The organism is Micromonospora sp. URMC 107 (assembly GCF_051386315.1).
GTDB lineage: Bacteria > Actinomycetota > Actinomycetes > Mycobacteriales > Micromonosporaceae > Micromonospora.
In genome coordinates this window covers 15,622-42,311 of sequence record NZ_JBPQTK010000004.1, presented here as the reverse complement: position 1 = coordinate 42,311, position 26,690 = coordinate 15,622, and the positions used below count along the sequence as shown (strand labels likewise).

Here is a 26,690-nt window from a genome sequence, read left to right as displayed (position 1 = left end):
GGGTGCGGCCGGGAGCTCGCTCCCGGCCGCACCCCATTTTTCTCTCCAGACCCTGATGGAGTGTCCCTTCATTGAACTTCGACGACCTGTTCTCCAACTTCGGGACATACACGACGACCGGCCTGACGCAGGGTGCGATCTACGCCCTGGTCGCGCTCGGCTACACGCTGGTCTACGGCGTGCTGAGACTCATCAACTTCGCCCACTCCGAGGTCTTCATCGCCGGCGCGTTCGCGGCGATCTGGACCTGGAACGGCTTCGGGCTCGACCAGAACTCGCAGGTCAGCGGGATCGGGTCGATCCTGTTCTACCTGCTGGTGGCCATGATCGTCGCGGCGATCGCCTCGGCGGGCACCGCGACGGTGATCGAGCGGGTGGCGTACCGGCCGTTGCGTAAGCGCAACGCGCCGCCGCTGGCCTTCCTGATCACGGCGATCGGCGCGTCCATCGCCATCTCGGAGGCGTTCGGCATCTGGACCCGGCGCCGCCCGGAGGGCGCCCCCATCCTGGTCAGCCAGGACCCGCTGTTCCACGTCTTCGGCGTGCCGATCGACGCGGTGCAGCTGCTCACCCTCGGCGCCGCGTTGGTGATGATGATCGCGCTGGACCTGTTCATCAACCGCAGTCGGGTCGGTCGCGGCATCCGGGCGGTGGCCCAGGACGCCAACACCGCCGCGCTGATGGGCGTGAACAAGGACCGGATCATCCTGATGGTCTTCATCGCCGGTGGCGCGATGGCCGGCGTCGCCGGCCTGCTCTACGACGTACGGATCCAGACCCTCACCTACAGCGTCGGCTTCCTGCTCGGCCTCAAGGCGTTCACCGCCGCGGTGCTCGGCGGCATCGGCAACCTGCGCGGCGCGCTGCTCGGCGGCCTGCTGCTGGGCGTGGTGGAGAACTACGCCTCCGGCCTCTTCGGCAGCGAGTGGAAGGACTTCGCCGCGTTCGCGCTGCTGGTGGTGCTGCTGATGTTCCGGCCGACCGGTCTGCTGGGTGAGTCGCTGGGGAGGGCGCGGGCATGACGACCGTCTTGGAAAAGGTGCGCACCGGCCGCGAGGCGGCCGGCGAACGGTGGCGCGGCGCGCCGCGCTGGGTGCGCTGGGCGCTGCTGGCCGCGGTGATCGTGTTCTTCTACGCGCTGCCGAACAAGGAGTTCTACCAGTACCTCGGGCCGATCCCGACCCCCGGTGCGAACTTCACCCAGGTGATGTTCACCGTCTCGATCTACGTGCTGCTGGCCGTCGGCCTGAACATCGTGGTCGGCTTCGCCGGCCTGCTCGACCTCGGCTACTTCGGCTTCTTCGCCGTCGGCGCGTACACCGTGGCGGTGCTGACCTCGCCGAGCAGCGACATCAAGACGCTGTGGCCGTGGCTGCTGGCGGTGCCGGTGGCGATCGCCCTGACGATGCTCTCCGGCGTGATGCTCGGTACGCCGACCCTGCGGCTGCGGGGCGACTACCTGGCGCTGGTGACGCTCGGCTTCGCCGAGATGATCCGCATCGGCGCGGTCAGCTCGGAGTTCCTCAAGGGCCAGCGGGGCTTCAACCAGATCCCGCACCCCCCGGGCCAGTACGCCGACGGCAAGCCGGTCTTCGGCGTGCTCGACGCCCGGCCGTACTACTGGCTGGTGCTCACGGTGATCATCCTGGTGGTGATCGGCGTGCGGAACCTGACCCACAGCCGGGTCGGGCGGGCCTGGATCTCCATCCGCGAGGACGAGGACGCCGCGCAGCTCATGGGCGTGCCGACGTTCAAGTTCAAGCTCTGGGCGTTCGCCGCGGGCGCCGCGATCGCCGGCCTGGCCGGCGCGTTGTTCGCGGGCAAGCAGAACTTCGTCAACTCGCAGAACTTCGAGCTGCTGAACTCGATCATCATCCTGGCCGCGGTCATCTTCGGTGGCTCCGGCAACATCGTCGGCGCGATCGTCGGCGGTGGCCTGGTGGCGTACATGATCGAGCGGTTCCGCGGCATCGAGCTGTTCGGCGTCGAGCTGTACGAGTACCGGTTCCTGTTCTTCGGCCTGGTGCTGGTGGTCATGATGATCTTCCGGCCGGAGGGTCTGATCCCCAACCGACGACGTGCGGCGGAGTTCAAGGATCGCCGCAAGGAGGTGACCGTCGGTGAGTGACACCGAGCAGACGCCGGTCGTCCCGGCGCAGGCCGGCGCGCCGGCCGTGGAGGCGGTTTCCACCCGGGAGCCGCTGCTGGAGGTCGACAAGGTCACGCTGCGCTTCGGCGGCGTGGTCGCGTTGAACGAGGTGGACTTCACCCTCTACAAGGGCGAGATCCTCGGTCTGATCGGCCCGAACGGCGCCGGCAAGACCACCTGCTTCAACGCCATGACCGGCATCTACCAGCCCACCGAGGGGCAGATCCGGTTCCGCGGCCAGCGGATCAGCGGCAAGAAGCGGCACCAGATCACCAAGATGGGCATGGCGCGGACGTTCCAGAACATCCGCCTCTTCCCGGAGATGACGGCGCTGGAGAACGTCCTGGTGGGCGCGGACGCGCACAACAAGACGAGCGTCATCTCCGCGCTGTTCCGCCTGCCGCGGTACTGGAAGGAGGAGCGCGCGAGCCGGGAGAAGGCCGAGCGCCTGCTGGAGTTCGTCGGCATCCGCAAGCGGATGCACGAGTTCGCCCGCAACCTCTCCTACGGCGAGCAGCGGCGGCTGGAGATCGCCCGTGCGCTGGCCACCGACCCGGTGCTGCTCTGCCTGGACGAGCCGGCCGCCGGCTTCAACCCGGCGGAGAAGGAGGAACTGCTCCAGCTCATCCGGCAGATCCGGGACACCGGCGTGACCGTGCTGCTCATCGAGCACGACATGCGCCTGGTCATGGGGGTCACCGACCGGATCGTGGTGCTGGAGTTCGGAAAGAAGATCGCCGAGGGGCTGCCCGCCGAGGTGCGGGAGAACCCGAAGGTGATCGCGGCGTACCTGGGGGTGCCGGACGATGCTGCTTGAGATCGACGATGTGAGCCTGCTCTACGGGCGGATCCAGGCGCTGCACGGCATCAGCCTGACGGTGGACGAGGGCGAGATCGTCGCCCTGATCGGCGCCAACGGCGCCGGCAAGTCGACCACGATGCGGGCGATCTCCGGGATCCGGCCGGTCGCCAGCGGCAGCATCCGGTTCGACGGTGAGGACATCACCAAGCTCCGGGCGGACCTGCGGGTCCGGCGAGGGCTGTGCCAGGCCCCCGAGGGCCGCGGGATCTTCCCGGGCATGACGGTGCTGGAGAACCTGGACATGGGCGCGTACACCCGGCGCGACCGCGCCGGCATCGCCCAGGACCTCGACCGGGTGCTGGGGCTCTTCCCGCGCCTGGCCGAGCGGCGCAAGCAGCAGGGCGGCACCCTCTCCGGCGGCGAGCAGCAGATGCTGGCCGTCGGGCGGGCACTGATGAGCCGGCCGAAGCTGCTGCTGCTCGACGAGCCCTCCATGGGTCTGGCACCGATGCTGATCCAGCAGATCTTCGACATCATCGTCGAGATCAACCAGCAGGGCACCACCGTCCTGCTGGTCGAGCAGAACGCCCAGCAGGCGCTGGCCCGGGCCCACCGGGCGTACGTGCTGGAGACCGGCCGGATCGTCAAGAGCGGCACCGGCGCCGAGCTGCTGCACGACCCGGCGGTCAAAGAGGCCTACCTCGGCGTGGCCTGACCGGCCGTCACCCCTCATCGCAAGGAGTACCCCATGTTCCTCATCAGTGGTGGCCGCCGGGCCGTTCTCGGCGTCACCGGCGCCGCGCTGCTGGCCATCTCACTGGCCGGCTGCGGCGAGAAGGAAAGCAGCACCGAGCAGCCCGGCGCCGGCCCCACCGTCACCGCCGCCGCCGACTCGGCGCTGGCCGCGAAGGTGCCCGACGCCGTCAAGGCCGACGGCGTGCTCAAGGTCGGCACCGACTCGACGTACGCCCCGGCGGAGTTCCTCGACGCCGACGGAAAGACGGTCGTCGGCTTCGACATCGAGCTGTTCAACGCCGTCGCGCAGAAGCTCGGCCTCAAGGCCGAGTACGAGTCGGCCCCGTTCGACTCGATCCTGCCCGGCGTGGACTCGGGCAAGTACGAGGTCGGCGTCTCCTCGTTCACCATCAACGCCGAGCGGATGAAGACCGTCAACATGGTCAGCTACTTCTCCGCCGGCACCCAGTGGGCGACCAAGGCCGGCAACCCGGCCAAGGTCGACAGCGAGAACGCCTGCGGCAAGAAGATCGCCGTGCAGGTCGGCACCGTGCAGCTCGACGACATCACCGCCCGGTCGAAGAAGTGCACCGACGCCGGCAAGCCGGCGATCACGATCGACCAGTACCAGGCGCAGAGCGACGCCACCGCCGCGGTGGTCAGCGGCAAGGACGACGCCATGCTGGCGGACTCCCCGGTCGGCGCGTACGCGGTGAAGCAGAGCAACGGCCAGCTGGAGCTGCTCGGCGACATCTACGAGTCGGCCCCGTACGGCTACGCGGTGAAGAAGGACCAGGCCGCGTTCGCCGAGGTGCTGAAGGAGGCCGTCGCGGCGGTCATCGCCGACGGCACGTACGAGACCGCGCTGAAGAAGTGGGGCGTCGAGGGCGGCGCCATCACGACCCCGGCGCTGAACCCGACCAGCTGACCATGCCGGTCGAGACTGACACACCCGAACGGGCACGGCCGGAACCCATCCGCGCCGTGCCCGTGCGGCATCCCGGGCGGTGGGTCGCCGTCGCCGTGATCGGGGTGCTGGTGGCCATGTTCGTCCACCTGCTGGTGACGAACAAGGCGTTCAACTGGTCGTTCATGGTCGACGAGATGTTCCGGCCGCCGATCATCGAGGGGGTGCGCGGAAGCATCGCGCTGCTCCTGACCTCCATGCTGATCGGCATCGGGCTGGGCGTCGTCCTCGCCATCATGCGGCTGTCGGAGAACCCGATCCTGCGCGGCGTCGCCTGGGCGTACACCTGGTTCTTCCGGGCGGTGCCCCGGCTGGTGCTGGCGATCCTCTTCGGCAACCTCGGCATCCTGTGGGCGCGCATCGAGTTCGGGCTGCCCTTCGACCGGCAGATCGGCGCCCTCTTCGGGGTCGACGACTTCGAGGCGCGGCTGTTCGGCTTCTCCGCCGTGGAGATCCTGACCGGCTTCGTCGCCGGCATGCTGGCGCTGGGCCTCTCCGAGGCCGCCTACATGGCGGAGATCGTCCGGGCCGGCATCCAGTCGGTGGACGAGGGGCAGACCGAGGCCGCCCAGGCGCTGGGCATGCGGCGCGGGCAGATCCTGCGCCGCATCGTGCTGCCGCAGGCCATGCGGGTGATCGTCCCGCCGACCGGCAACGAGACCATCGCGATGCTGAAGGACACCTCGCTGGTGGCCTTCGTACCGGTCTCCACCGAGCTGTTCTTCCAGCTCAGGGCCGTCGGTAGCCGGACCTTCCAGGTCTTCCCGATGCTGGTCGCGGCGACCATCTGGTATCTGCTGCTGACCAGCGTGCTGCTGGTCGGGCAGTACTACCTGGAGCGGCACTTCTCCAAGGGCGTCGGGCGCACCGGGCGGGCGAGGACCAAGCTGCGGGGCCTCGCGGCGGAGAGCGGCGGCACGACGGGGAAGGTGGACGGCGCATGACCGGGCTGACGGTGCCGGCGCAGGCCGGCGGGCCGGCGGTGGAGTCCGGGCCGATGGTCCGGGCCGAGCAGGTGCACAAGTCGTTCGGGCCGATCGAGGTGCTCAAGGGCATCGACCTGGAGGTCCGCAGCGGGGAGGTCTGCTGCCTGCTGGGCCCCTCCGGCTCCGGCAAGTCGACGTTCCTGCGCTGCATCAACCACCTCGAGAAGATCAACGCCGGCCGGATCTGGGTCGACGGCGACCTGATCGGCTACCGCGAGCGCGGCGGGAAGCTGCACGAGATGCGGGAGTCCGAGGTCGCCGCCCAGCGCCGGGCGATCGGCATGGTGTTCCAGCGGTTCAACCTCTTCCCGCACATGACCGCCCTGCAGAACGTCGCCGAGGCGCCGGTGCTGCTGGGCCGGGAGTCCAAGGCCGCCGCCCGGGACCGGGCCGCCGCGCTGCTGGAGCGGGTGGGGCTGGGCGACAAGCTCGGCAACTACCCGGGCCAGCTCTCCGGCGGCCAGCAGCAGCGGGTGGCGATCGCCCGGGCGCTGGCGATGCAGCCGAAGCTGATGCTCTTCGACGAGCCCACCAGCGCCCTCGACCCGGAGCTGGTCGGCGAGGTGCTCGACGTGATGAAGGACCTGGCGCGCGACGGCATGACGATGATCGTGGTCACCCACGAGATCGGCTTCGCCCGCGAGGTCGGCGACTCGCTGGTCTTCATGGACGGCGGCGTCGTGGTCGAGTCCGGCGTACCGTGCCGGGTGACGTCCGTCGCGGTCGCGCCCGTGCCGGTGTCCCGGAGTGTCGGATCGGGCGGCTAGAGTCGCTGCCGTGACAGCTACGACGCCGCGCCTGCTTCTCGTCGACGGACATTCCATGGCATACCGGGCGTTCTTCGCCCTGCCGGTGGAGAACTTCTCCACCACGACGGGGCAGCCGACCAACGCGGTCTACGGCTTCACGTCCATGCTGATCAACGTGCTGCGCGACGAGCAGCCGACGCACATCGTGGTCGCCTTCGACGTCTCCCGCCGCTCCTTCCGCACGGAGAAGTACGCGGAGTACAAGGCCGGCCGCAGCGAGACCCCGACCGACTTCAAGGGCCAGGTGAGCCTGGTCAAGGAGGTCCTCGCGGCGCTGCGCATCCCGGTGGTGGAGAAGGAGGGCTTCGAGGCCGACGACATCATCGCCACCCTCGCCTGCCAGGCCCGCGACCAGGGCATGTCGGTCCTGATCAGCAGCGGCGACCGCGACGCGTTCCAGCTCGTCGGCGACCGGATCACGGTGCTCTACCCGCGCAAGGGCGTCTCCGACCTGGCCCGGATGGACCCGGCGGCGATCGAGGCGAAGTACGGCGTCCCCCCGGAGCGCTACCGCGACCTGGCCGCCCTGGTCGGCGAGACCAGCGACAACCTGCCCGGCGTGCCCGGTGTCGGCCCGAAGACCGCCGCGAAGTGGATCACCACGTACGGCGGGGTCGACGGGGTCGTCGCGCGGGCCGACGAGATCAAGGGCAAGGCCGGCGACAGCCTGCGCGAGCGGCTCGCCGACGTGATCCGCAACTACGAGATCAACTGTCTCGTCTCCGACCTGGAACTGCCGCTGCGTCCCGAGGACGCGCGCTGGGAGGGCTGGGACCGCGAGGCCGTCCACCAGGTCTTCGACACCCTCGAGTTCCGCATCCTGCGCGACCGGCTCTACCAGTACCTGGAGGCGGTGGAGCCGGAGGCCGAGTCCGGGTTCGACCTGACCGGCGAGGTGCTCACCGAGCCCGGGGCGCTCGCCGGATGGCTGGAGACGCACGCGCCGGCCGACACCCCGGTGGGCGTGGCGGCGAAGCTCGACACGGGCCCCAACCGCCGGCACACCGCCTCGGTGACCGGGCTGGCGCTGGCCACCGCCGGCGGCGCGGCGGCCTGGTGCGATCCCGCCACCCTGGAGCCGACCGACGAGGCGGCCCTGGCGGCCTGGCTGGCCGACGCCGGGCGGCCCAAGGTGCTGCACGACAGCAAGCCGGCGGTGCTGGCGTTCGCCGCGCACGGCTGGAGCCTGGAGGGCATCCTCCGCGACACCCAGATCGCCGCCTACCTGGCCCGCCCCGACCAGCGCTCCTACGACCTCACCGACCTGGCCCTGCGCTACCTGCACCGCGAGCTGCGGGTCGACGCCCCGGAGACCGGCCAGCTCACCCTGGAGGGGCTCGGCAACGACGGCGAGGCGGAGCAGAACCTCATGCTCCAGGCCCGCGCCACCCTCGACCTGGCCGACGCGATCGACGCCGAGCTGTCCCGCGACGGCGAACAGTCGGCGCGGCTGATGGCCGGGGTGGAGCTGCCGCTGATGCGGGTGCTCGCCGGCATGGAGCGCACCGGCATCGCCGCCGACACGCACTACCTCTCCGAGCTGGAGGCGCACTTCGCCGCCGAGGTGAAGGCCGCCGCCCAGGGGGCGTACGAGGCGGTCGGCCGGGAGTTCAACCTCGGCTCGCCGAAGCAGTTGCAGGAGATCCTCTTCGGCGAGCTGGGCCTGCCCAAGACCAAGAAGATCAAGACCGGCTACACCACCGACGCCGACGCCCTCCAGTGGCTCCACGCGCAGAACCCGCACCCGGTGCTGGCCCACCTGCTGCGCCACCGGGACGTGGCGAAGCTCAAGACGACCGTCGACGGGCTGCTCAAGTCGGTCTCCGACGACGGCCGCATCCACACCACCTTCAACCAGACGGTGGCCGCCACCGGCCGGCTCTCCTCGACCGAGCCCAACCTGCAGAACATCCCGATCCGCACCGAGGAGGGGCGACGGATCCGTCGCGCCTTCGTGGTGGGGGAGGGCTACGAGTGCCTGCTCACCGCCGACTACAGCCAGATCGAGATGCGGATCATGGCGCACCTGTCGTCGGACGACGCGCTCATCGAGGCGTTCAACTCCGGCGCCGACTTCCACGCCGCCACCGCCTCGTCGGTCTTCGGGGTGCCGGTCGACGAGGTCACCGCCGACCAGCGGCGCAAGATCAAGGCGATGAACTACGGCCTGGCGTACGGGCTGAGCGCGTTCGGCCTCTCCCAGCAGCTCGGGATCACCGCCGAGGAGGCGCGCGGGCTGATGGAGAACTACTTCGCCGGGTTCGGCGGGGTGCGCGACTACCTCCAGGAAGTCGTCGCCCGCGCCCGGCACGACGGCTACACCTCCACCATCCTGGGCCGCCGCCGCTACCTGCCCGACCTGGTCAGCGACAACCGGCAGCGCCGGGAGATGGCCGAGCGGATGGCGCTCAACGCCCCCATCCAGGGCTCGGCGGCCGACATCATCAAGGTCGCCATGCTGCACGTCGACACGGCGCTGCGCGAGGCGGGCCTGCGCTCGCGGATGCTGCTCCAGGTGCACGACGAGTTGGTCTTCGAGGTCGCCCCGGGCGAACGGGAGACCCTGGAGGCGCTGGTGCGGCGGGAGATGGGGGCGGCGCACCCGCTCTCGGTGCCGCTGGAGGTCTCGGTGGGCGAGGGACGCGACTGGAACAGCGCCGACCACTGACCGGCGTCGTCCCGCCCCGCTGACGGCGCGCGCAGGGCCGCCGCCAGCCGGTCGCGGATCTCGATCTGTGCGGCGATGCGGGCGTCGAGCACCGCGAGCCGGTCCAGCCCGACCCGGACGCCGGCCGGCGCGGGCGGGGCGGCGGTGACGTCCCCGTCCAGGCAGGGCAGGAACGTCCGCACGTCGTCCAGCGTCAGGCCGGCGGCCAGCAGGTGGCGGATGTTGCGCACCCGGGCCACCGACCGCGCGTCGTAGACCCGGTAGCCGTTGTGGGCCCGCCGGGAATCGAGCAGTCCGTGCCGCTCGTAGTGCCGCAGCGCGCGTGGGGTGGTGCCGGTGGCTTCCGCCAGCTCGCCGATCAGCATGGTCCGCACCTCCGGGCACCGTTTCTACCAGGCCGGCAGCCGACGCCGTCTACGCGATCACGGCGCCGCCGTCCACCGGCAGCACGACGCCGGTGACGAAGCCGGCCGCCGGGTCGGCGAGGCGCAGGATCGCCCACGCCACCTCCTCGGGGCGGCCGACGCGTCCCAGCGGCGTCCGCTCCAGCTGCCACCGGCGCACCTCGGCCTGCTGCTGCGGCGTGAGCCCCTGGTGCGCGCCGATCGGGGTGTCGATGGCGCCGGGCGCGACCGCCACCACCCGGATCCCGCGCGGCGCGAGCTCCACCGCCCAGCTGCGGGTCAGCGAGTCCAGGGCGGCCTTGCCCGCCGCGTACAGCGAACTGCCCGGCCAGGCGCGTGACCCGACCGACGTGGTGACGTTGACGACGACGCCCCGGCTGTCGGTCAGCGCCGGCACCGCCGCCTGGGCGAGCAGGAGCGGCGCGACGAGGTTCGTCGCCAGTTGGCGCTCGACCGTCTCGGGGGCGAGGGAGCCGAGCGGGCCGCCGCCGGCGACGCCCGCGTTGTTGACCAGGACGTCGAGGCGGCCGTGCCGCCGCGTGACGGTGTCGACGATCAGCTCCGCGGCGCCGGGGGCGGTGACGTCGGCGACCAGCGGCTCGATGCCGGGGGCACCGGCGGCGGTCTCCGCCAGGGGCGCGTCCCGTCGGCCGACCGCGACGACGTGCGCGCCCTGGGCGCTGAACTCACGGGCGGTGGCCCGTCCGATGCCGGTACCCGCACCGGTGACGACGACGATCCTGCGCTGCGCACGACTCATGGTGCGGATCGTCGGACCCTGACGTCAGTGGCAGGGTCAAGCGGGCGAGCTCAGCGCTTGAGCGGGTCGTGGCCCCAGTTCATCAGCGACCAGCGCCACTTCGTGTCGCGGACGTCGCCGGAGGGGCGCTGCGCCATGTGCCGGCGGACGTAGCCGACGACCTTGCGCATGTGCCGGTAGTCGCCCTCGGAGAGCTCGGCACGCTTGCGCCGCAGCAGGTTGATGATCTTCCGGCCGGACTCGTGCCCGACCGACTCGCCGCCGCCGGAGCGCCCACCCTTGTGCCAGCCGACCTGCTTCGACTCGTCGGTCTCCAGCCACTTCGACAGCTCGGCCGGCTTCATGTTCACCGCCTCGGTGAACTCCCGGTAGGTGTCCCGGTCCTCGTCACCCCTGCTCATGGCGCAGCACCTCCGGCCGGTGCGCGACGTCGCGCCCCGAGTCGTCGTTGCGGATCCGGTACTGGGGGTCGTCCGGGGACGCGTTTACGGCGTGCCCGCGTACGTGCGTGCGTTCGGTGATCTTCTCCTTGACCACGCCGTACGCCCGGCCGCTGTGGCTGGCCCAGGAGACGTGGTCGCCTCTGCGGAACTCGCTCTGCTCGGCCATGCGACGCGCGTACCCGGCGTCGACGGGCCGAAACGACGACCCGCGGGCTACGGCGTGATGTCGGCGACCGGCAGCTTGATCTCGAACGGTTCGGCCAGCTCGATCAGTTCGGCGCTGTTGGCGATCAGTTCGTACTGTCGCTCGCCGCCCGGCCCGAGCCGATCGCCCCGGCGGTAGGCGTAGAGGTGGACGGGGTCCTGCTCGATCCGCCAGTAGAACGGGATGCCTGCGGCGGCGTACTCGCCGGGCTTGGCGAACCGGTCGGTGCGGCGGGTGCCGGGCGACACCACCTCGACCGCGAGGATGACGTCGTCCGGCATGAGCAGGTCCTCCAGCGTGTAGTCGGCACGCTGCTGCCGGATCGGGTCCGGACACCAGGGGCCAGGTGGTGTCGCGATCGGCCCGGCGCTCACCGGCTCAGCGTAACCCCGCCGGCCGTCGCGGACGTCGCACCGACTGTCCGGCTCGCTCAGGCGGGCTTCTCCGCGACGAAGATGGCGGTGCCGGGGAACAGGCGGCCGCGCAGCGGGCTCCACTGCCCCCAGACGCCCTCGTGTCCCTCGGGCCACTCCGGCTCCACCAGGTCGACCAGGCGGAACCCGGCACCCACGAGCTCGCGGACCCGGTCGCCGAGCGTGCGGTGCTGCTCGACGTAGGTGGCGTCGCCGGCCTCGTCCTGCTCCACGTAGGGGGAGCGGTCGAAGTACGAGTGCACGGCCGTCAGCCCGCCCTCGCCGGGGTCGTCGAGGAAGATCCACCGCATCGGGTGGGTCACCGAGAACACCCACCGGCCGCCGGGACGCAGCACCCGGAACACCTCGCGCATGACCGCCGCCGAGTCGGCCACGAACGGGACCGCCCCGAAGGCCGTGCAGGCCGTGTCGAACGCGGCGTCGGCGAAGGGCAGCGCCAGGGCGTCGGCCTGCACCAGCGGCACGCGTACGCCGGTGCGCGCGGCCGCCAGCGCGGCGTGCCGCAGCATGCCGGCGGACAGGTCCAGGGCGACCGGCCGGGCACCCCGGGTGGCGAGCCACCGCGCGGCGGCGGCGGCCCCGCAGCCGAGTTCCAGCACCCGCCGCCCGGCCAGCTCACCCAGCAGCCGTACGTCGGCCTCCCGCACGCCCTCCGGGCACCAGACGAAGTCCAGGTCGCCGAGGAAGCGGCCGTGCTCGGCCTGGTAGTCGTCGGCGTCGGCGTCCCACCAGCGGCGGTTCGCCCGGCGGGCCTCGGCGTTGCCGACCCGGCGCCGGGTCACCCGGCTGTCGTCATCCACGCGCTCACGCTAGCCCCGGCGGCCCCGCGGGCCGGGCGACCCCCGCGGTGCAGGGCGTGGCGCCCGGCGCTACCGTTCACCCTGATGCCCCTGTGACGGACGCGACACCTGCGACGCCTTTCTCCCGATATCTCCGCTTTCGCAGCTGACGAGGCGGCGAGAGGACGGGAGGCCTTGCACGCTGTGGTAATGCAGCGGGTAGGCTAGACGATGCGCTCGCGGATCGTGTGCCTCGGCAGGGAGCAGGTGCGCGGTCTCCGGGACCACTGGCGGAGCCACATCCATGATCTCACGCGATGATCTTTCGGTGTGCCCGGCGACGGATCCGCTGGCGCGAACAGGTCACCGCGACACACCAGCCTGCTGTGACACACCATCCGACCGGAGCAACCGCCCACATGACGAGCAGCATCGAGGCCCCCTCGAGCGCCACCCGGGTCACCCACGACGATCTCGGTTCCGAGGAGGCTTTCCTCGCCGCGATCGACGAGACCATCAAGTACTTCAACGACGGCGACATTGTCGAAGGCACCGTCGTCAAGGTCGATCGGGACGAGGTCCTGCTCGACATCGGCTACAAGACCGAGGGTGTCATCCCCTCTCGGGAGTTGTCGATCAAGCACGACGTGGACCCGGCCGAGGTCGTTTCGGTTGGTGACCACATCGAGGCCCTGGTCCTCCAGAAGGAGGACAAGGAGGGTCGTCTGATCCTCTCCAAGAAGCGGGCGCAGTACGAGCGGGCCTGGGGCACCATCGAGAAGATCAAGGACGAGGACGGCGTCGTCCGCGGCTCGGTCATCGAGGTGGTCAAGGGTGGCCTCATCCTCGACATCGGGCTGCGTGGCTTCCTGCCCGCCTCCCTGGTCGAGATGCGTCGGGTGCGTGACCTGCAGCCGTACGTCGGGCGCGAGCTCGAGGCCAAGATCATCGAGCTGGACAAGAACCGCAACAACGTGGTCCTGTCCCGCCGGGCCTGGCTGGAGCAGACGCAGTCCGAGGTGCGCACCGAGTTCCTCAACAAGCTGCAGAAGGGCCAGGTCCGCAAGGGCGTCGTGTCCTCGATCGTCAACTTCGGCGCGTTCGTCGACCTGGGCGGCGTGGACGGCCTGGTGCACGTCTCCGAGCTGTCCTGGAAGCACATCGACCACCCGTCCGAGGTCGTCGAGGTGGGCCAGGAGGTCGAGGTCGAGGTCCTGGACGTCGACCTGGACCGCGAGCGCGTCTCGCTGTCGCTGAAGGCGACGCAGGAGGACCCGTGGCGTCAGTTCGCCCGCACCCACGCGATCCAGCAGATCGTGCCGGGTAAGGTCACCAAGCTGGTGCCGTTCGGCGCCTTCGTCCGGGTGGACGACGGCATCGAGGGCCTGGTCCACATCTCCGAGCTGGCCGAGCGCCACGTGGAGATCCCGGAGCAGGTCGTCCAGGTCGGCTCCGAGGTCATGGTCAAGGTCATCGACATCGACCTGGAGCGCCGCCGGATCTCGCTGTCGCTCAAGCAGGCCAACGAGGGCTTCGTCGAGGGCGAGGAGCACTTCGACCCGACCCTCTACGGCATGGCCGCGACCTACGACGCCGAGGGCAACTACATCTACCCGGAGGGCTTCGACCCGGAGACGGGCGAGTGGCTCGAGGGGTACGACAAGCAGCGCGAGACCTGGGAGAACCAGTACGCCGAGGCGCGTCAGCGCTGGGAGGCCCACACCAAGCAGGTGCAGACCTCCCGGGCCGCCGACGCCGAGGCCGCTGCCAACCCGGCTCCGGCCGTCACCGGTGGGGGCACCACCACCTCGACCAGCGCGGCCCCGAGCCGCCAGGCCGAGGAGCCGGCCGGCACCCTGGCCACCGACGAGGCGCTCGCCGCTCTGCGGGAGAAGCTCGCCGGCGGCAAGTGACCCGCTGAACGACGACGGGCCCCGTCCCCGCGATCGCGAGATCGCCGGGGGCGGGGCCCGTCGCCGTTGCCCGCCCCGCGTCGCCCGCCCTCCGGGGCGCTCGCGGTCGTGGCGGGTGGCCCGCCACGCCGGCCGGGGCGGCGGGGAGGAGCGCGCGGGTGGGGGTTGGCCGCCGTGGCGCCTACGGGACCGCGGCGGCGACCGGTTGCCTCAGGATGGTGCGTTGCCGCTCGGGTGCGACCCGGCGGCGGTCGCTGAGGTAGATCTCGTGGTGTCTGCCCACCATCCGCAACCCGTTGCCCGGCACGAACTCCCCGTGCAGCCGCGCCAGCACCCCGGCCTCGTCGTCGAACGAACCGACGTGCAGCGTCTGCACGCACCGCCCCTCGGACAGCGTCTCCAGCCGGATGTCGTCGAGCCGCGACGGGCGGTTGCGGGCCCCGGCCTGCTCCACGGCGGCGGTGAACATGTCCCGGCCGACCCAGTCCGGGACCATGATCATCAGCGTCCAGTCCCACCGTGACTTGTCGCGTTGCGTGGTGAAGGAGGCCATGTCCTCGGCCCACCACAGGCCCTCCAGGGGCGGCACGACGTAGTCGCGTCCGAGGTCCCGCCTGCTGGCGAACTTCAGCCTGTACGCCACCGGGTAGAGGGCTTCGACGGCGGCGGTGAACGCCGGTGAGGTGTTCGGGTCGCCGTGGCCGTCGACCATGAGGTACCGCATGTCGGGCACGTCCACGAGCCGGAACTCGCCTCGTCTGGCCTGGTAGGCGTCGGCGGCCCTCTTGAAGTCAGTCTTCTCCGTCATGCGGCACCTGGGCTCGGGTGGCGAGCCACTGCCTTTCTGCCTCCAGGAGGCTCAGTGCGTACGAGAACACCTCGCGCGCCGGTCGCGGGAGGGGGGCCTGCGCCTGCCGCGCCATCTGGACCGCCCCGATGCGGGCCTCGACCCGCGCCAACCGGGTGCGCAGCGCCCGTGCGTACTCCCGGTCGGAGAGCAGGGGCAGGTTGGCGATCCCGACGAGAAGCGGGTGCCGGGCCGGCTGCGGATCCTCGATGAGGGCCAGCGCGGTGCGCGCCGCGACGTCCCGGCCCTCGGCGGTGGCGTGGAACACCCGGCGGGACTTCGGGGCGGCGGGGGCCTCGGGCACGTGGACGAGGCCGCGCCTCTCCAGCTTGGCGAGCAGGTAGTAGATGGAGGAGAACCCGACGTCGGACCACTGTCGGATGCCGCGCCGCTCGATCACCTGCTCCAGGTCGTAGCCGTGCCGGGCGCGTTCGATGATCAGGCCCAGCACGGTCAGCTCGGCGGGGGTCAGCTCCACGGTCATATCCTATTACTAGGATAGGACTCCGGCGGGAGGACGCCGCCGGGGGTTCGGTAAGTCACCGCGGGTGCGCGGACGAGGTGCCCCGGTGCCGGCGGCGCGACGGTGATCCGGTTGACTGGTGTCGTGCTGAAGGTGGGACTGACCGGGGGAATCGGGTCCGGCAAGAGCGCCGTGGCGAGGCGACTGGCCGAGTGCGGCGCGGTGGTGATCGACTCCGACCGGGTGGCCCGGGAGGTGGTCGCGCCGGGCACGGAGGGGCTGGCCGAGATCGTCGCGGCCTTCTCCGACCGGGTCCTCGACGCCGACGGCGCCCTGGACCGGGCCGCGCTGGGCGCGCTGGTCTTCGCCGACGAGACGGCGCGCCGCCGGCTGGAGGCGATCACCCACCCCCGCGTACGGGCCCGCTCCGCCGAACTCGCCGCCGCGGCGGAACCCGACGCGATCGTCGTCAACGACGTGCCGCTGCTGGTGGAGGTGGGGCTCGCGCCCACGTACCACCTGGTGGTCGTCGTGCAGACGGAGGTGGCCACCCGGTTGGCGCGGCTGGCCCGCGACCGGGGGATGGACCGGGCGGAGGCCGAGCGGCGGATCGCCGCGCAGGCCGACGATGCCCGGCGCCGGGCCGCGGCGGACGTGCTGCTGACCAACGACGGCAGCCTCGCCGACCTGCACGCGGCGGTCGACGCGCTGTGGCGCGAGCGGCTGCGGCCCTACGAGGCGAACCTGCGCGAGCGGCGGCCGGCCCGGTCGGACCGCGTCGTGCTGGCGGAGGCCGACCCGACCTGGCCGCAGCAGTACGCGCGGCTGGCCGCCCGGATCCGGCACGCGGTCGCCCCCGCCGACCTGCGCATCGACCACATCGGCTCGACCGCGGTCCCGGGGCTCGCCGCCAAGGACGTGATCGACATCCAGCTCACCGTCCCGACCCTCGCCGACGCGGACGGGCCGCTGGCCGAACGGCTCGCGGCGGCGGGATTCCCGCGCCTGCCCGGCGAGTGGTGGGACAACCCCCGTCCGCCGGGCAGCGGCCGGTGGGAGAAGCGCCTGCACGGCAGCGCCGACCCGGGCCGCCCCGTGCACCTGCACGTCCGCCCGGTCGACTCGCCCGGCTGGCGGTACGCGCTGCTGATGCGCGACCACCTGCGTGCCGACCCGGACCAGCGGGCGGCCTACCTGGTGCTGAAGCGGGAGCTGGCGGCCTCCGCCCCGGACAGCGTCACCTGGACCACGGCGAAGGACCCGTGGTTCGACGAGGAGCACCTGCGCGCCGAGCAGTGGGCGGCGCAGACGGGCTGGCGTCCCTGACCGGTCAGCGGCCCCCGGCCGGGGTACGGGGCGCCGGGGCGAGCCGGGGCACCGTGGCGGGCGTCAGGTCGAGCTGGGCCCAGGCGCCGGCGCGGGTGCGCAGCTCCAGGCGGCGCAGTGCGCCGGCCCGGTCGATCCAGTAGCGCAGCAGCCCCCGGGGAGTGCGCAGCTCCACCACGTCGACGGTCTTCCCGGCGACGGTGTCGCCGCGCACCCGCAGGGCCGCGCCCCGCCCGCCGGTCGATGCGGCGGCCCGCAGCGCCGCGTCGAGCAGCACGCCCAGCTCGCCCGCGCGCTGCGGGTCGGCGCGCCAGCCCCGGGTGGGCGGCGGCAGCGGCGGCCGGCCCGGCGACTCCACGGCGCCCGGGACCGTGGCGGCCGGCACCTCCACCCGGCGTACGCCGGTGCCGTCGGCGCGCAGCAGCGTCCGGCGGTCCGGCACGTCGAGGTCGGCGACGGTCACGTACGCGGCCCGCCCGCTCCAGCTCATCCAGCCGGACCCGCGCAGGTTCGTGGCGGCGGCGAGGGGCGCGGTCAGGGTCACGGCGGCGCCGCCGCGGGCGCGGAGCCGGGCGGGCAACCGGTCCAGCCGGCCCCGCTCGGCGGTGGTCAGGGCGCGGGGCTGCCCGGGACGGCCGCCGAGGGCGTCGACCGGCCGCAGCGTGGGCCGGTCGGTCCGGTTCAGCTGTACGGTCACCGGCCCGACGCCGGCCAGTGCGGTTTCCAGCCGGTGCAGCCGGGCGTCGTGGTCGAGCCAGTAGCGCGGCTGCCCGTCCGGCGGCGAGGGTGGGGCCGACGCGCCCGGACCGGGCGGCGGCGCCTGGAGGATGTCGACCGGGGTCGTCCCGACCATGGCACCGCCGATCCGGCGCGCGGCGTCGGCCGGCGGCTCCGGGCGGTCCGCGGCGAGGCGGAAGATCAGGTCGAGCACGGCGGCCAGCCCCCGCCCGGCGGGCGGGTCGTGCAGCCGCCAGCGGTCCGCCGGCGGCACCAGCGGGGGTGGCGCGGGGGTCGGCACCGCCGTCGGGTCGGGACGCAGCAGGACCATCGTCGGGGTGGCCTGGAGCAGCCCGCGTTCGGCGCCCGCGCCGGGCCCGCCGACGTCGAGGTAGGCCAGCGGCCGGGACCAGTCGACCCAGCCGACCAGTTCGGTGCGCGCCGCGCCGGCGCCCGCCGTCAGGCGCACCCCGGCGCGCAGGTCGCGGTAGTTGGTGACCCGCATTGCGGCCAGCCGCTCGCGCTCGGCGCCGGTCAGCGCCCGCGGCCGCTCCGCGCGGTCGGGCACCCAGGTGAGCAGCCCCACGACCAGCGCGGCGGCGGAGAGCACGGCCACGGCCGCGAGCACCAGCAGGACGGTACGCCGCCGGCCGGTCACCACCCGTGGGATGCCCCCGGTGTGGGCGTCGTCGTGCGGCGGGGGGCCCGGCGGCGGTGTCGGGCCGGTCCGGGCGGCGGAGTTCTCCACGGGAGGTTGAACGGGATTCGCCCCCGTGGGGTGACGAGCAGGGGCGCTCGCGGCGGCCGGTCAGCGCCTCACGCGCGACCACGTCGGGTGCGCACGCCGGGCATGCCGGGTGCTGCGACCCCTGTGCCGGGGGCGGGCCGGCCGTGACGGCCTGGCCACCTGCCCGGTCGGCCGCCGCGAGCGGCCTACACGGAGAGCGTAGTCCGGTGAGATGCGCCACACAATGCGAATATTGAAGCCGATCACGGACCGGGCGTAGTCGCGTCGCGGTGTCGGACCCCCGGCGTACCGTGGTGGTCATGGCGCTCGACATTCCCCGGCTCGACGGCCGCTTCCAGGTCATCAGCGAGTTCCAGCCGGCCGGCGACCAGCCGGCGGCGATTGACGACCTGGAGCGTCGGGTCCGCCGCGGCGACCGCAACACCGTGCTGCTCGGCGCGACCGGCACCGGCAAGAGCGCCACCACCGCGTGGCTGATCGAGCGGGTGCAACGGCCGACGCTGGTGCTGGCGCCCAACAAGACGCTCTGCGCGCAGCTGGCCAAGGAGTTCAGCGAGCTGCTGCCGCACAACGCGGTCGAATACTTCGTCTCCTACTACGACTACTACCAGCCCGAGGCCTACATCCCGCAGACCGACACCTACATCGAGAAGGACTCCTCGATCAACGAGGAGGTCGAGCGGCTGCGGCACTCGGCGACCATGTCGCTGCTCACCCGCCGCGACGTGATCGTGGTGGCGACCGTCTCGGCGATCTACGGGCTGGGCACCCCGGAGGAATACCTCGACCGCGCGGTGCGGGTCGCGGTCGGGCAGGAGTTCGACCGCGACCAGCTGCTGCGCCGGCTGGTCGACATCCAGTACACGCGCAACGACATGGCCTTCAACCGGGGCACCTTCCGGGTCCGCGGCGACACGCTGGAGATCATCCCGGCCTACGAGGAGCTGGCGGTCCGCATTGAGCTCTTCGGCGACGAGGTGGAGAAGCTCTACTACCTCAACCCGCTCACCGGCGACGTGGTCAAGGAGGTCGACGGGCTGGTGATCTTCCCGGCCACCCACTACGCGGCCGGCCCGGAGCGGATGGAGCGGGCGATCCGCGACATCGAGGCCGAGCTGGCCGAGCGGCTGGCCGAGCTGGAGCGGCAGGGCAAGCTGCTGGAGGCGCAGCGGCTGCGGATGCGCACCACCTACGACATCGAGATGATGCGGCAGGTCGGGTTCTGCTCCGGCATCGAGAACTACTCGATGCACATGGACGGCCGGCTGCCGGGCAGCCCGCCGCACTGCCTGCTCGACTACTTCCCCGACGACTTCCTCACGGTCGTCGACGAGTCGCACGTGACCATCCCGCAGATCGGCGGCATGTACGAGGGCGACGCGTCGCGCAAGCGGATGCTGATCGACCACGGCTTCCGGCTGCCCAGCGCCGCCGACAACCGGCCGCTGCGCTTCGACGAGTTCCTGGAGCGGGTGGGCCAGATGGTCTTCCTCTCCGCCACGCCCGGCCCGTGGGAGCTGGAGCAGGCCCAGGGCGAGTTCGTCGAGCAGGTGATCCGGCCCACCGGTCTGATCGACCCGGAGGTCGTGGTCAAGCCGACCAAGGGCCAGATCGACGACCTGATGCACGAGATCAAGCTGCGCACCGAGCGCGACGAGCGGGTGCTGGTCACCACGCTGACCAAGAAGATGGCCGAGGACCTGTCCGACTACCTCCTGGAGAACGGCATCCGGGTGCGCTACCTGCACTCCGAGGTCGACACGCTGCGCCGGGTGGAGCTGCTGCGGGAGCTGCGCAAGGGCGACTACGACGTGCTGGTCGGCATCAACCTGCTCCGGGAGGGTCTCGACCTGCCGGAGGTGTCGCTGGTCGCCATCCTCGACGCCGACAAGGAGGGCTTCCTGCGCAGCGGCCGGTCGCTGATCCAGACCATCGGCCGGGCGGCGCGGAACGTCTCCGGTCAGGTGCACATGTACGCCGACAAGATCACCCCGTCGATGGCCGAGGCGATCGGGGAGACCAACCGGCGGCGGGACAAGCAGATCGCGCACAACGAGGCGCACGGCATCAGTCCCGAGCCGCTGCGCAAGAAGATCCACGACATCCTCGACGACATCTACCGCGAGGCGGAGGACACCGAGAACAGCCGCGTCGGCGGAGCCGTGCGGCAGCTCTCCCGGGGCAAGGCGCCGGTCAAGGAGACCCGCAGCCGGAGCCGGTCCGGCGGTGCCGGGCCCGCGCGGGAGGGCATGGCCCGGGCCGAGCTGGCCCAGCTCATCCAGGAACTCAACGACCAGATGCTGGCCGCGGCCCGGGAGCTCCAGTTCGAGCTGGCCGCCCGGATCCGCGACGAGGTGGCCGACCTCAAGAAGGAGCTGCGCGGCATGGACGCCACGGGCGTGAAGTAGGCGCCCCGAGCCCGCGCCCCGCCGGGGCGACGAGGGCCGGCCGGCACACGCGACGGGTCTCTGATTGCGGTACGCGAGCGGACTATTGCGCTCAGTGATCGTCCTGGCTACTCTCCCTCGGTGGGGAGGCTGGGGATGCCGTTGCCAACGAGTCCGGTCATTCGTCGCGCCCGGCTGGGCGCCGAGTTGCGTCAGCTGCGACGACGGGAGGCGCTGACCCTGGAACAGGTCTGCGACCGGCTGGGTTGGGCCTCCACCTCCAAGCTGTCCCGCATCGAGCTGGGGCAGAGCCGGCCGGACCTGGCCGACGTGCTCGACCTGCTCGACGTCTACGAGGTGCCGCCGCCGCAGCGCGACGCGCTCATCGTCATCGCCCGCGACGCCGCCACCAGCCGGGGCTGGTGGAAGGCGCTGGGGGAGATGGGCGAGCGGCAGCGCACCTACGCCGAGCTGGAGGCCGGCGCGGCGAGCATCGTGGACTGGCAGCCCGCGATCGTGCCGGGGCTGCTCCAGACCCCGGCGTACGCCCGGCTGCGGCTCGCCGCCGGCCAGCTGCTCGACCCCGCCCTCGACGTGGACGCCGACGTGCGCGCCCGGGCGCTGCGGCACGAGGTGCTGCGGCGGGCGGACCCGCCCCGTTACACGGCGCTGCTCGCCGAGGACGCCTGCGAGGCCGGCGACACCCCGCCGCAGGTGTGGCGGGAGCAGTTGCGGCACCTGGTCGACCTGGCCGCCCTGCCGCACGTGACGATCCGGCTGCTGCCCCGGGGCGTCGCCGCGCGGGGCGGGGCGCAGCCGCTGACTCCGTACTCCTGCTACTCGTTCCCCGACCCGGCCGACCCGCGCACCGTCATGTTGGAGACGCTGACCACCGACGTGCGCCTGGTGACGGCGGCCGACGTCGACCGCTACGAGCAGCTCACCGGTTGGCTGCTGGACGCGGCCCTCGGCCCGCAGGAGACGGTCGCGGCGCTGGACCGGCTCGCCGCCGACTGAGCCCGCTCACGTGTGGCGGCGGAAGCCGCCCTCCGAGTCGATCACCTGACCGGTGATCCAGTCGGCGTCGGGCGAGCAGAGGAACCGCACCAGCCGGGCGGCGTCCTGCGGGGTGCCCCAGCGCCCGCCCGGGAAGAGCTTCGCGACCTCGGCGTACGCCTCGGGGGAGGCGTACCCGGTGTCCGTCGGGCCGGGGTGGACGCAGTTGACGGTGATGCCCCGTGGCATCAGCAGCGGCGAGAGCTGGAAGGTCGCGTTCTCCACCGCCGCCTTGCTGACCGCGTAGGCGAGGGTCCGTGGCATCGGGCCGAGGCGCTGGCCGCTGGAGAAGAGCACCAGCCGGCCGCCCCCGCCGGCGGTGAAGGCCTCGGCGAACGCCTCGGCGAGCAACAACGTGGCCCGCACGTTGACCAGCAGGTGCCGGTCGATCTCGGCCGCGTCCAGCGCGCCGAACGGGGTGTCGGTGCAGTACGCGTGCACGGCGACCACCGCGTCGAGCCGGCCGTGCCGGCGCAGTGCCTCGCCGACCAGGTCGGCGGGTGCCGCTGGGTCGAGCAGGTCGGCGCGCACGTGTGCGGCGTCGCCCAACTCGCCCAGCAGGGCCGGCACGCCCTCGGGATCACCGCCGTAGGGCTGGGCGTCGTCGAACTCCGGCAGGCCGGTGAGCAGCAGCCGCCAGCCGTCCGCGGCGAGGGTGCGGGCGACCGCCGCGCCGATGCCGATGCGCCGACTCACGCCCGTCACGAGGGCCACCCGTTGCGTCATGGGGACCAGTCAACCGGGGCCTGGCGCCCGGGGTCCAGCGGTTATCGCCGCGCGGCAACCGGGCCCGGCGCCCCCGAGCCCGTCGGGACCGGCGGCCGGCGCGTGCACGGCGCACCCTAGGGCAGGGGTGCGACAGCTCAGACCGGCACGTCCACGAAGTGCTCGACCAGCGGCGGGTTGGCGAAGTGCGGGCCGATCAGCGCCCGCCACTGCGCGAAGCGCTCGGTGGCGCGGAAGTTGTCGGTGTGCGCCTCGACCGAGTCCCACTCGACCAGCAGCACGAACCGGCTCGGGGACTCGACCCCCCGGGTCATCCGCACCGACCGGCAGCCGGGCGTGCCGGCGAGCACCGGATGCCCCTTGGCGTACGCGGCGGCGAACTCGTCCTCGTGTCCCGGCAGTACGTCGATGAGCGCGACCTCAAGCACCATGCCCGGAAGCCTTTCACGCCGCCACGCGGGCCGGACGCCGCGGGGGCCTGTTCCCGCAGGCCGGGCGGATCCAGGGTGGGCGCGCGGAAAGGGAAGGCGGATGGTCGACTGGCTCACCGGCACGGCGTTCTCCGTGGCGGGCACCGGCACCACCCGGGCGGAGCTGCTGGGCTTCGCCACCGGGCGGCGGGCCGCCTGCGACGCGATGCTCGCGGGCGGGCTGGTCGCTGGCCGACGCGATGCTCGCGGCGGGCTGGTCGCTGGCCGACCCGTTGGTGGCGCCGGGCTGGTCGCTGGCCGACCCGTGGTGGCGCCGGGCCAGGAGCCGGCAAGCGACGCCGTCTAGCACCTAGCCTCCTAGGATACTTACGGGGGGTGTACCCCGTCACGCCGTTCGCGATAGATGCTCGCGAGTGGGAAAGGACACCGCCCGCCCGGGCTGCGGTCGCTCGACGCGATGGGCAACAATGACGGGCGTAGGAGGGGAGTATTCCCCCGCGACGGAGTCGTCAGCACGGTTGAGCGCCGATCCTGGATGCGCGACCCGGCCCGTCGGTCGCCGCCCCTCGCGGGCGGCGACGGAAGAGACCTCCGACAGCCACCAGTGTCAGCGTCGCCGGCACACCGTGCCCACCGAGGGCGTACGGTGTGCCCGTCGTTGCGTGTCTGCCGGAGGAATGAACCTTGGACGTGTCCGGACTGGTCTGGGCGGGGACGCTCGTCGCCCTGACCGGGATCCTGCTCGTGGATCTGCTGATCGTCGGTCGGCGGCCGCACGAGCCCAGCGTGCGTGAGTCGAGCCTCTGGGTCGGCTTCTACGTCGCCCTGGCCCTCATCTTCGGCGCCGGCCTCTGGCTGACCTCCGGGGCCAGCGCGGCTGGGCAGTTCTACACCGGCTGGCTGACCGAGTACAGCCTCTCGGTCGACAACCTGTTCGTCTTCGTGATCATCATGGCCCGGTTCGGGGTGCCCCGGCAGTACCAGCAGAAGGTGCTGCTCATCGGCATCGTGCTGGCGCTGGTCATGCGGGGCGGTTTCATCGCGGCCGGCGCGGCGCTGATCTCCCAGTTCTCCTTCGTGTTCTACATCTTCGGCGCGTTCCTGATCTACACGGCGATCAACCTCGCCCGGCAGGGCGAGCCCGACGAGGACGAGTTCTCCGAGAACCTGCTGATCCGGTGGAGCCGCAAGGCGCTGCCGATCTCCCGGGACTACGACGGCGCCAAGCTGACCACCCACACGGTGAAGGGCAAGCGGATCTTCACCCCGATGCTGATCGTCATGATCGCCATCGGCACCACGGACCTGATCTTCGCGCTCGACTCGATTCCGGCGATCTTCGGCATCACGCAGGAGCCGTACCTGGTCTTCACCGCCAACGTCTTCGCGCTGATGGGTCTGCGGCAGCTCTACTTCCTGCTCGGTGGCCTGCTCAACCGCCTGATCTACCTCAGCTACGGCCTGGCCGTGGTGCTCGGCTTCATCGGCGTCAAGCTGGTGCTGGAGGCCCTCGCCGACAACAAGCTGCCGTTCATCAACGGCGGCGAGCACGTCTCCTGGGCCCCGCACATCCCGATCTGGCTCTCGCTGACGATCATCCTCGGCACCCTCGCGGTGGCCACCGTGGCCAGCCTGGTCAAGTCCTCCCGGGACCGGCGGCGGGTGCTCACCGACGCCCGCCACTGAGGCGTACCCGACGCGACGAAGGGGCGCTCCCGACCGGGAGCGCCCCTTCGTCGCGTCGTACGCGGGTCAGACCCGGTGCACGCCGACCAGGGTGGCGGTGCGCTCGTCGGGCAGCCGCTCCTCCAGCACCCGGCGCTGGACGTAGCAGGCGTGCAGCATCCGCCGGTCGTCGCCGGGGCGCGGGTCGGCGGTGACGATGCCGATGTGGTGGATCCGGCGCCCGGGCCGGGCGAAGAAGTAGAGGTCGCCGGGGCGTTCCGCGCCCATCGGCACCGGCGTGGTCGCCGCCGCCTGGTCGTCGGCGTCGCGCGGCAGCAGCACGCCGAGCCGCCGCCAGGCCAGGTGGACCAGGCCGGAGCAGTCGATGCCGTACGCCGACACCCCGCCCCAGATGTAGACGACGTCGACGAGTCGCTGGGCGACGGCCAGCACCTCCTCGGCCGACGGGGGCGTGGTCGGCACCGGCACCGCGTCGCCGCCCGGCAGCCAGAGCGGCGCGGCGTGACCCGGCGCGTGCACCGGTTGCCAGCCGTCGACCGCCGGCCCGGCCGGGACCAGCCGGGTGCCCAGGACGATCCCGGGGAGCACCTCGGCGCCGCCCGGCGCGTCGCGCAGCGCGGTGACGGTGGCGTCGACCACGAGCGGGTCGGCGTCGGCGGTGGCGGCGACCGGGGCGAGCTGCTCGGTGGGCAGCCAGCCGGGGTAGCCGCGCGGGTGCAGCCGGGGGGCCGGCTGCTCGACCGCCACCACGTGGGCCCAACCGTCCGGGCGCAGCTCGGTGACGAGCACCCGCTCGCCGAGCAGCAACTGGCTCAGCACGCAGTCGCCGACCTGCTGGTCGCTGTCCATGCCCGAGATCCAGGCCGCGATGTCGGTACGCGGGGCCAGGGCGGGACCGTCGACGGGTCGCACCGCCTCGGGGCAGCTCCAGAGGGTCGCGACCGCGACCCGGACCACGGCCTCCCGGCCCGGTTGCAGCTCCACGTCCACCCCCAGCTCGCGCCCAATGTCTTTGCGACCATATGAAAGTTTTCGACAGGCATCAACTACCAGTCTGCATCTTTGCTTCAGTGACGGAGCTGATGCCGAGGCCCGGCGCGTCCGGCAGCACGACGGTCGCGCCGTCGTACCGTAGACCGCCGCGCACCGGGGACCAGGCCAGCCACCAGGCGGCGTCCAGGTCGGCCACGGCGGTGGTGCCGTAGGCGCCGACCAGGCTCGCGGCGGCGCCGATGCCCACCTGGCTCTCCATCATCGACCCGACGACGGTGCCGAGGCCGTGCGCGGCGGCCAGGTCGAGCAGGGTCCGGGCCGGGTGCAGGCCGCCGCACTTGGCGAGCTTGACGTTGACCATGTCGGCGGCCCGGCGGCGGATCACCTCGACGAGGTCGCGGACCCCGAAGACCGACTCGTCGGCGAGGATCGGCACGTCCACCCGGTCGCTGACCCAGGCCAACCCGTCCAGGTCCCAGCGGGGGACCGGCTGCTCGACCAGTTCCACGTCCAGCCCGGCGTCCTCCACGCCACGGATCACCCGGACCGCCTCGCGCGGGGTCCAGCCCTGGTTGGCGTCGAGCCGGATGCGGACCCCGTCGCCGACGGCGGAGCGCACCGCGCGGACCCGCTCCAGGTCACCGGCGGCGTCGGTGCCGACCTTCAACTTGAGCACGCCGAAGCCCTCTGCCCGCCGCTGCCGGGCCGCCGCCGCCAGGTCCACCGCGTCGCCCGCGGCGAGCGTGACGTCCGTGGGCACCCGCAGGGCCGTGCCCCCGAGCAGCCGCACCAGCGGTACGCCGAGCCGCCGCGCGGCCAGGTCGTGCAGCGCGACGTCGACGGCCGCCTTGGCCGCCTCGTTGCCGACGACCACCCGCTGCACCTCGGTGCAGCGGGCCACCAGGTCGTCGGCGTCGCGACCGGTGAGCGCCGGGCCGATCAGCTCGCGGACGCACGCCTCGGAACCGGCGACCGACGCACCCGTCACCTGCCACACCTGCGGCGCCTCGCCGTAGCCGGACCGGCCGTCGGCGTCGACGACCTCCACCACCAGGGTCTCCACGGTCGTGGTGCGGCGCAGCGCGGTGACGAACGGAGTGTGTAAGGGGGCGGAGAGCCGATGGGTGCGTACCGCGGCGATCGTCATGTGCGGCACCCTATATGGGCACGGGCAGGCGAAGGGGAGGCCGAGCATGAGCGAGCGAATCATCGGAGCGGTGCGGATGGCTGATGGCGGCACGCAGCGGAGTGGAGTG

26 protein-coding genes and 1 pseudogene are annotated in these 26,690 nt (G+C 72.3%); 14 read left to right on the top strand and 13 right to left on the bottom strand.

Going from position 1 to position 26,690, the window contains the following annotated elements:
• Positions 1 to 71: 71 nt before the first annotated feature.
• The 8 genes from ACSNN9_RS01520 to polA are packed head-to-tail and all read left to right on the top strand — an operon-like array spanning position 72 to position 9,116.
• The gene (locus ACSNN9_RS01520) at positions 72 to 1,022 is read left to right on the top strand and encodes a branched-chain amino acid ABC transporter permease (RefSeq protein WP_436670817.1); all 951 of its coding nucleotides are present in this window, start codon (positions 72 to 74) and stop codon (positions 1,020 to 1,022) included.
• Positions 1,019 to 2,128 (top strand): branched-chain amino acid ABC transporter permease, encoded by a 1,110-nt coding sequence (locus tag ACSNN9_RS01515; RefSeq protein WP_357868571.1) that lies wholly within the window; start codon positions 1,019 to 1,021, stop codon positions 2,126 to 2,128. The genes ACSNN9_RS01520 and ACSNN9_RS01515 overlap by 4 nt, the downstream gene beginning before the upstream one ends.
• Positions 2,121 to 2,966 (top strand): ABC transporter ATP-binding protein, encoded by an 846-nt coding sequence (locus ACSNN9_RS01510; protein WP_436670816.1) that lies wholly within the window; start codon positions 2,121 to 2,123, stop codon positions 2,964 to 2,966. The genes ACSNN9_RS01515 and ACSNN9_RS01510 overlap by 8 nt, the downstream gene beginning before the upstream one ends.
• Positions 2,956 to 3,666, top strand: a complete 711-nt coding sequence (locus tag ACSNN9_RS01505; RefSeq protein WP_393002382.1) for an ABC transporter ATP-binding protein — start codon at positions 2,956 to 2,958, stop codon at positions 3,664 to 3,666. Before ACSNN9_RS01510 ends, ACSNN9_RS01505 begins: the two co-directional genes overlap by 11 nt.
• A gap of 33 nt (positions 3,667 to 3,699) precedes the next feature.
• A complete protein-coding gene (locus ACSNN9_RS01500; RefSeq protein ID WP_436670815.1) occupies positions 3,700 to 4,614 on the top strand; it encodes an ABC transporter substrate-binding protein in 915 nt (304 codons plus the stop codon).
• A gap of 2 nt (positions 4,615 to 4,616) precedes the next feature.
• Entirely contained in the window at positions 4,617 to 5,597 is a 981-nt protein-coding gene (locus ACSNN9_RS01495; protein WP_436670814.1) for an amino acid ABC transporter permease, read from the top strand.
• Positions 5,594 to 6,406: an amino acid ABC transporter ATP-binding protein gene (locus tag ACSNN9_RS01490; RefSeq protein ID WP_436670813.1), complete on the top strand. Its 813-nt coding sequence runs from the start codon at positions 5,594 to 5,596 to the stop codon at positions 6,404 to 6,406. The genes ACSNN9_RS01495 and ACSNN9_RS01490 overlap by 4 nt, the downstream gene beginning before the upstream one ends.
• A 10-nt stretch (positions 6,407 to 6,416) precedes the next feature.
• The gene (gene polA, locus ACSNN9_RS01485; protein WP_436670812.1) at positions 6,417 to 9,116 is read left to right on the top strand and encodes a DNA polymerase I; all 2,700 of its coding nucleotides are present in this window, start codon (positions 6,417 to 6,419) and stop codon (positions 9,114 to 9,116) included.
• Between the two features lie 50 nt (positions 9,117 to 9,166).
• Here polA and ACSNN9_RS01480 read toward each other — a convergent pair.
• The 6 genes and pseudogenes from ACSNN9_RS01480 to ACSNN9_RS01455 all read right to left on the bottom strand — a co-directional run.
• Positions 9,167 to 9,481, bottom strand: a pseudogene (locus tag ACSNN9_RS01480) (MerR family transcriptional regulator); the annotation flags it as partial.
• Positions 9,482 to 9,530: 49 nt separating this feature from the next.
• Positions 9,531 to 10,280, bottom strand: coding sequence for an SDR family NAD(P)-dependent oxidoreductase (locus ACSNN9_RS01475; RefSeq protein ID WP_436670811.1), 750 nt, complete (start codon positions 10,278 to 10,280; stop codon positions 9,531 to 9,533).
• 50 nt (positions 10,281 to 10,330) lie between these two features.
• Positions 10,331 to 10,681 carry a DUF3140 domain-containing protein gene (locus tag ACSNN9_RS01470; protein WP_436670810.1) on the bottom strand — a complete coding sequence of 117 codons (351 nt, stop codon included), beginning with the start codon at positions 10,679 to 10,681 and terminating at the stop codon, positions 10,331 to 10,333.
• Positions 10,668 to 10,889 carry a DUF2945 domain-containing protein gene (locus ACSNN9_RS01465; protein WP_121400637.1) on the bottom strand — a complete coding sequence of 74 codons (222 nt, stop codon included), beginning with the start codon at positions 10,887 to 10,889 and terminating at the stop codon, positions 10,668 to 10,670. Before ACSNN9_RS01465 ends, ACSNN9_RS01470 begins: the two co-directional genes overlap by 14 nt.
• A gap of 47 nt (positions 10,890 to 10,936) precedes the next feature.
• The gene (locus ACSNN9_RS01460) at positions 10,937 to 11,302 is read right to left on the bottom strand and encodes a Uma2 family endonuclease (protein ID WP_436670809.1); all 366 of its coding nucleotides are present in this window, start codon (positions 11,300 to 11,302) and stop codon (positions 10,937 to 10,939) included.
• Between the two features lie 56 nt (positions 11,303 to 11,358).
• Positions 11,359 to 12,162, bottom strand: a complete 804-nt coding sequence (locus tag ACSNN9_RS01455; RefSeq protein ID WP_436670808.1) for a class I SAM-dependent methyltransferase — start codon at positions 12,160 to 12,162, stop codon at positions 11,359 to 11,361.
• A 296-nt stretch (positions 12,163 to 12,458) separates the two neighbouring features.
• Between ACSNN9_RS01455 and rpsA the strand changes: the two genes are divergently transcribed.
• Entirely contained in the window at positions 12,459 to 14,054 is a 1,596-nt protein-coding gene (gene rpsA, locus ACSNN9_RS01450; RefSeq protein WP_088999324.1) for a 30S ribosomal protein S1, read from the top strand.
• Between the two features lie 181 nt (positions 14,055 to 14,235).
• On the opposite strand, the gene ACSNN9_RS01445 is transcribed toward rpsA, so the two are convergent.
• Complete coding sequence (locus tag ACSNN9_RS01445) at positions 14,236 to 14,862, bottom strand: GyrI-like domain-containing protein (protein WP_436670807.1); 627 nt, start codon at positions 14,860 to 14,862, stop codon at positions 14,236 to 14,238.
• Positions 14,846 to 15,379 (bottom strand): PadR family transcriptional regulator, encoded by a 534-nt coding sequence (locus tag ACSNN9_RS01440; protein ID WP_436670806.1) that lies wholly within the window; start codon positions 15,377 to 15,379, stop codon positions 14,846 to 14,848. Before ACSNN9_RS01440 ends, ACSNN9_RS01445 begins: the two co-directional genes overlap by 17 nt.
• Positions 15,380 to 15,508: 129 nt before the next feature.
• Here ACSNN9_RS01440 and coaE point away from each other — a divergent pair, with 129 nt between their 5' ends.
• Positions 15,509 to 16,690 carry a dephospho-CoA kinase gene (coaE, locus tag ACSNN9_RS01435; RefSeq protein ID WP_436670864.1) on the top strand — a complete coding sequence of 394 codons (1,182 nt, stop codon included), beginning with the start codon at positions 15,509 to 15,511 and terminating at the stop codon, positions 16,688 to 16,690.
• A gap of 4 nt (positions 16,691 to 16,694) precedes the next feature.
• On the opposite strand, the gene ACSNN9_RS01430 is transcribed toward coaE, so the two are convergent.
• Positions 16,695 to 18,155 carry a hypothetical protein gene (locus tag ACSNN9_RS01430; RefSeq protein WP_436670805.1) on the bottom strand — a complete coding sequence of 487 codons (1,461 nt, stop codon included), beginning with the start codon at positions 18,153 to 18,155 and terminating at the stop codon, positions 16,695 to 16,697.
• A 299-nt stretch (positions 18,156 to 18,454) separates the two neighbouring features.
• On the opposite strand from ACSNN9_RS01430, the gene uvrB reads away from it, so the two are divergent.
• Positions 18,455 to 20,563 (top strand): excinuclease ABC subunit UvrB, encoded by a 2,109-nt coding sequence (uvrB, locus tag ACSNN9_RS01425; protein ID WP_436670804.1) that lies wholly within the window; start codon positions 18,455 to 18,457, stop codon positions 20,561 to 20,563.
• A 135-nt stretch (positions 20,564 to 20,698) separates the two neighbouring features.
• The gene (locus tag ACSNN9_RS01420; RefSeq protein WP_436670803.1) at positions 20,699 to 21,559 is read left to right on the top strand and encodes a helix-turn-helix domain-containing protein; all 861 of its coding nucleotides are present in this window, start codon (positions 20,699 to 20,701) and stop codon (positions 21,557 to 21,559) included.
• Between the two features lie 6 nt (positions 21,560 to 21,565).
• Here ACSNN9_RS01420 and ACSNN9_RS01415 read toward each other — a convergent pair whose 3' ends face one another.
• Both ACSNN9_RS01415 and ACSNN9_RS01410 read right to left on the bottom strand, forming a co-directional pair.
• A complete protein-coding gene (locus ACSNN9_RS01415) occupies positions 21,566 to 22,324 on the bottom strand; it encodes an SDR family oxidoreductase (protein WP_436670802.1) in 759 nt (252 codons plus the stop codon).
• A gap of 137 nt (positions 22,325 to 22,461) precedes the next feature.
• Positions 22,462 to 22,755 carry an antibiotic biosynthesis monooxygenase family protein gene (locus tag ACSNN9_RS01410; protein WP_436670801.1) on the bottom strand — a complete coding sequence of 98 codons (294 nt, stop codon included), beginning with the start codon at positions 22,753 to 22,755 and terminating at the stop codon, positions 22,462 to 22,464.
• Between the two features lie 100 nt (positions 22,756 to 22,855).
• On the opposite strand from ACSNN9_RS01410, the gene ACSNN9_RS01405 reads away from it, so the two are divergent.
• A complete protein-coding gene (locus ACSNN9_RS01405; protein ID WP_436670800.1) occupies positions 22,856 to 23,101 on the top strand; it encodes a hypothetical protein in 246 nt (81 codons plus the stop codon).
• A gap of 338 nt (positions 23,102 to 23,439) precedes the next feature.
• Positions 23,440 to 24,441 (top strand): TerC family protein, encoded by a 1,002-nt coding sequence (locus tag ACSNN9_RS01400; protein ID WP_436670799.1) that lies wholly within the window; start codon positions 23,440 to 23,442, stop codon positions 24,439 to 24,441.
• 66 nt (positions 24,442 to 24,507) lie between these two features.
• On the opposite strand, the gene ACSNN9_RS01395 is transcribed toward ACSNN9_RS01400, so the two are convergent.
• Both ACSNN9_RS01395 and ACSNN9_RS01390 read right to left on the bottom strand, forming a co-directional pair.
• The gene (locus ACSNN9_RS01395; protein ID WP_436670798.1) at positions 24,508 to 25,425 is read right to left on the bottom strand and encodes an NlpC/P60 family protein; all 918 of its coding nucleotides are present in this window, start codon (positions 25,423 to 25,425) and stop codon (positions 24,508 to 24,510) included.
• Between the two features lie 58 nt (positions 25,426 to 25,483).
• Positions 25,484 to 26,581 (bottom strand): mandelate racemase/muconate lactonizing enzyme family protein, encoded by a 1,098-nt coding sequence (locus ACSNN9_RS01390; protein ID WP_436670797.1) that lies wholly within the window; start codon positions 26,579 to 26,581, stop codon positions 25,484 to 25,486.
• Between the last annotated feature and the right edge of the window lie 109 nt (positions 26,582 to 26,690).

Coding starts and splice junctions, on each gene's coding strand:
- ACSNN9_RS01515 (WP_357868571.1), top strand. CDS start 1,019: ATGACGACCGTCTTGGAAAAGGTGCGCACCGGCCGCGAGGCGGCCGGC.
- ACSNN9_RS01505 (WP_393002382.1), top strand. CDS start 2,956: ATGCTGCTTGAGATCGACGATGTGAGCCTGCTCTACGGGCGGATCCAG.
- ACSNN9_RS01500 (WP_436670815.1), top strand. CDS start 3,700: ATGTTCCTCATCAGTGGTGGCCGCCGGGCCGTTCTCGGCGTCACCGGC.
- ACSNN9_RS01495 (WP_436670814.1), top strand. CDS start 4,617: ATGCCGGTCGAGACTGACACACCCGAACGGGCACGGCCGGAACCCATC.
- ACSNN9_RS01490 (WP_436670813.1), top strand. CDS start 5,594: ATGACCGGGCTGACGGTGCCGGCGCAGGCCGGCGGGCCGGCGGTGGAG.
- ACSNN9_RS01475 (WP_436670811.1), bottom strand. CDS start 10,280: ATGAGTCGTGCGCAGCGCAGGATCGTCGTCGTCACCGGTGCGGGTACC.
- ACSNN9_RS01470 (WP_436670810.1), bottom strand. CDS start 10,681: ATGAGCAGGGGTGACGAGGACCGGGACACCTACCGGGAGTTCACCGAG.
- ACSNN9_RS01465 (WP_121400637.1), bottom strand. CDS start 10,889: ATGGCCGAGCAGAGCGAGTTCCGCAGAGGCGACCACGTCTCCTGGGCC.
- rpsA (WP_088999324.1), top strand. CDS start 12,459: ATGATCTTTCGGTGTGCCCGGCGACGGATCCGCTGGCGCGAACAGGTC.
- ACSNN9_RS01445 (WP_436670807.1), bottom strand. CDS start 14,862: ATGACGGAGAAGACTGACTTCAAGAGGGCCGCCGACGCCTACCAGGCC.
- uvrB (WP_436670804.1), top strand. CDS start 18,455: ATGGCGCTCGACATTCCCCGGCTCGACGGCCGCTTCCAGGTCATCAGC.
- ACSNN9_RS01420 (WP_436670803.1), top strand. CDS start 20,699: ATGCCGTTGCCAACGAGTCCGGTCATTCGTCGCGCCCGGCTGGGCGCC.
- ACSNN9_RS01415 (WP_436670802.1), bottom strand. CDS start 22,324: ATGACGCAACGGGTGGCCCTCGTGACGGGCGTGAGTCGGCGCATCGGC.
- ACSNN9_RS01410 (WP_436670801.1), bottom strand. CDS start 22,755: ATGGTGCTTGAGGTCGCGCTCATCGACGTACTGCCGGGACACGAGGAC.
- ACSNN9_RS01405 (WP_436670800.1), top strand. CDS start 22,856: ATGGTCGACTGGCTCACCGGCACGGCGTTCTCCGTGGCGGGCACCGGC.
- ACSNN9_RS01390 (WP_436670797.1), bottom strand. CDS start 26,581: ATGACGATCGCCGCGGTACGCACCCATCGGCTCTCCGCCCCCTTACAC.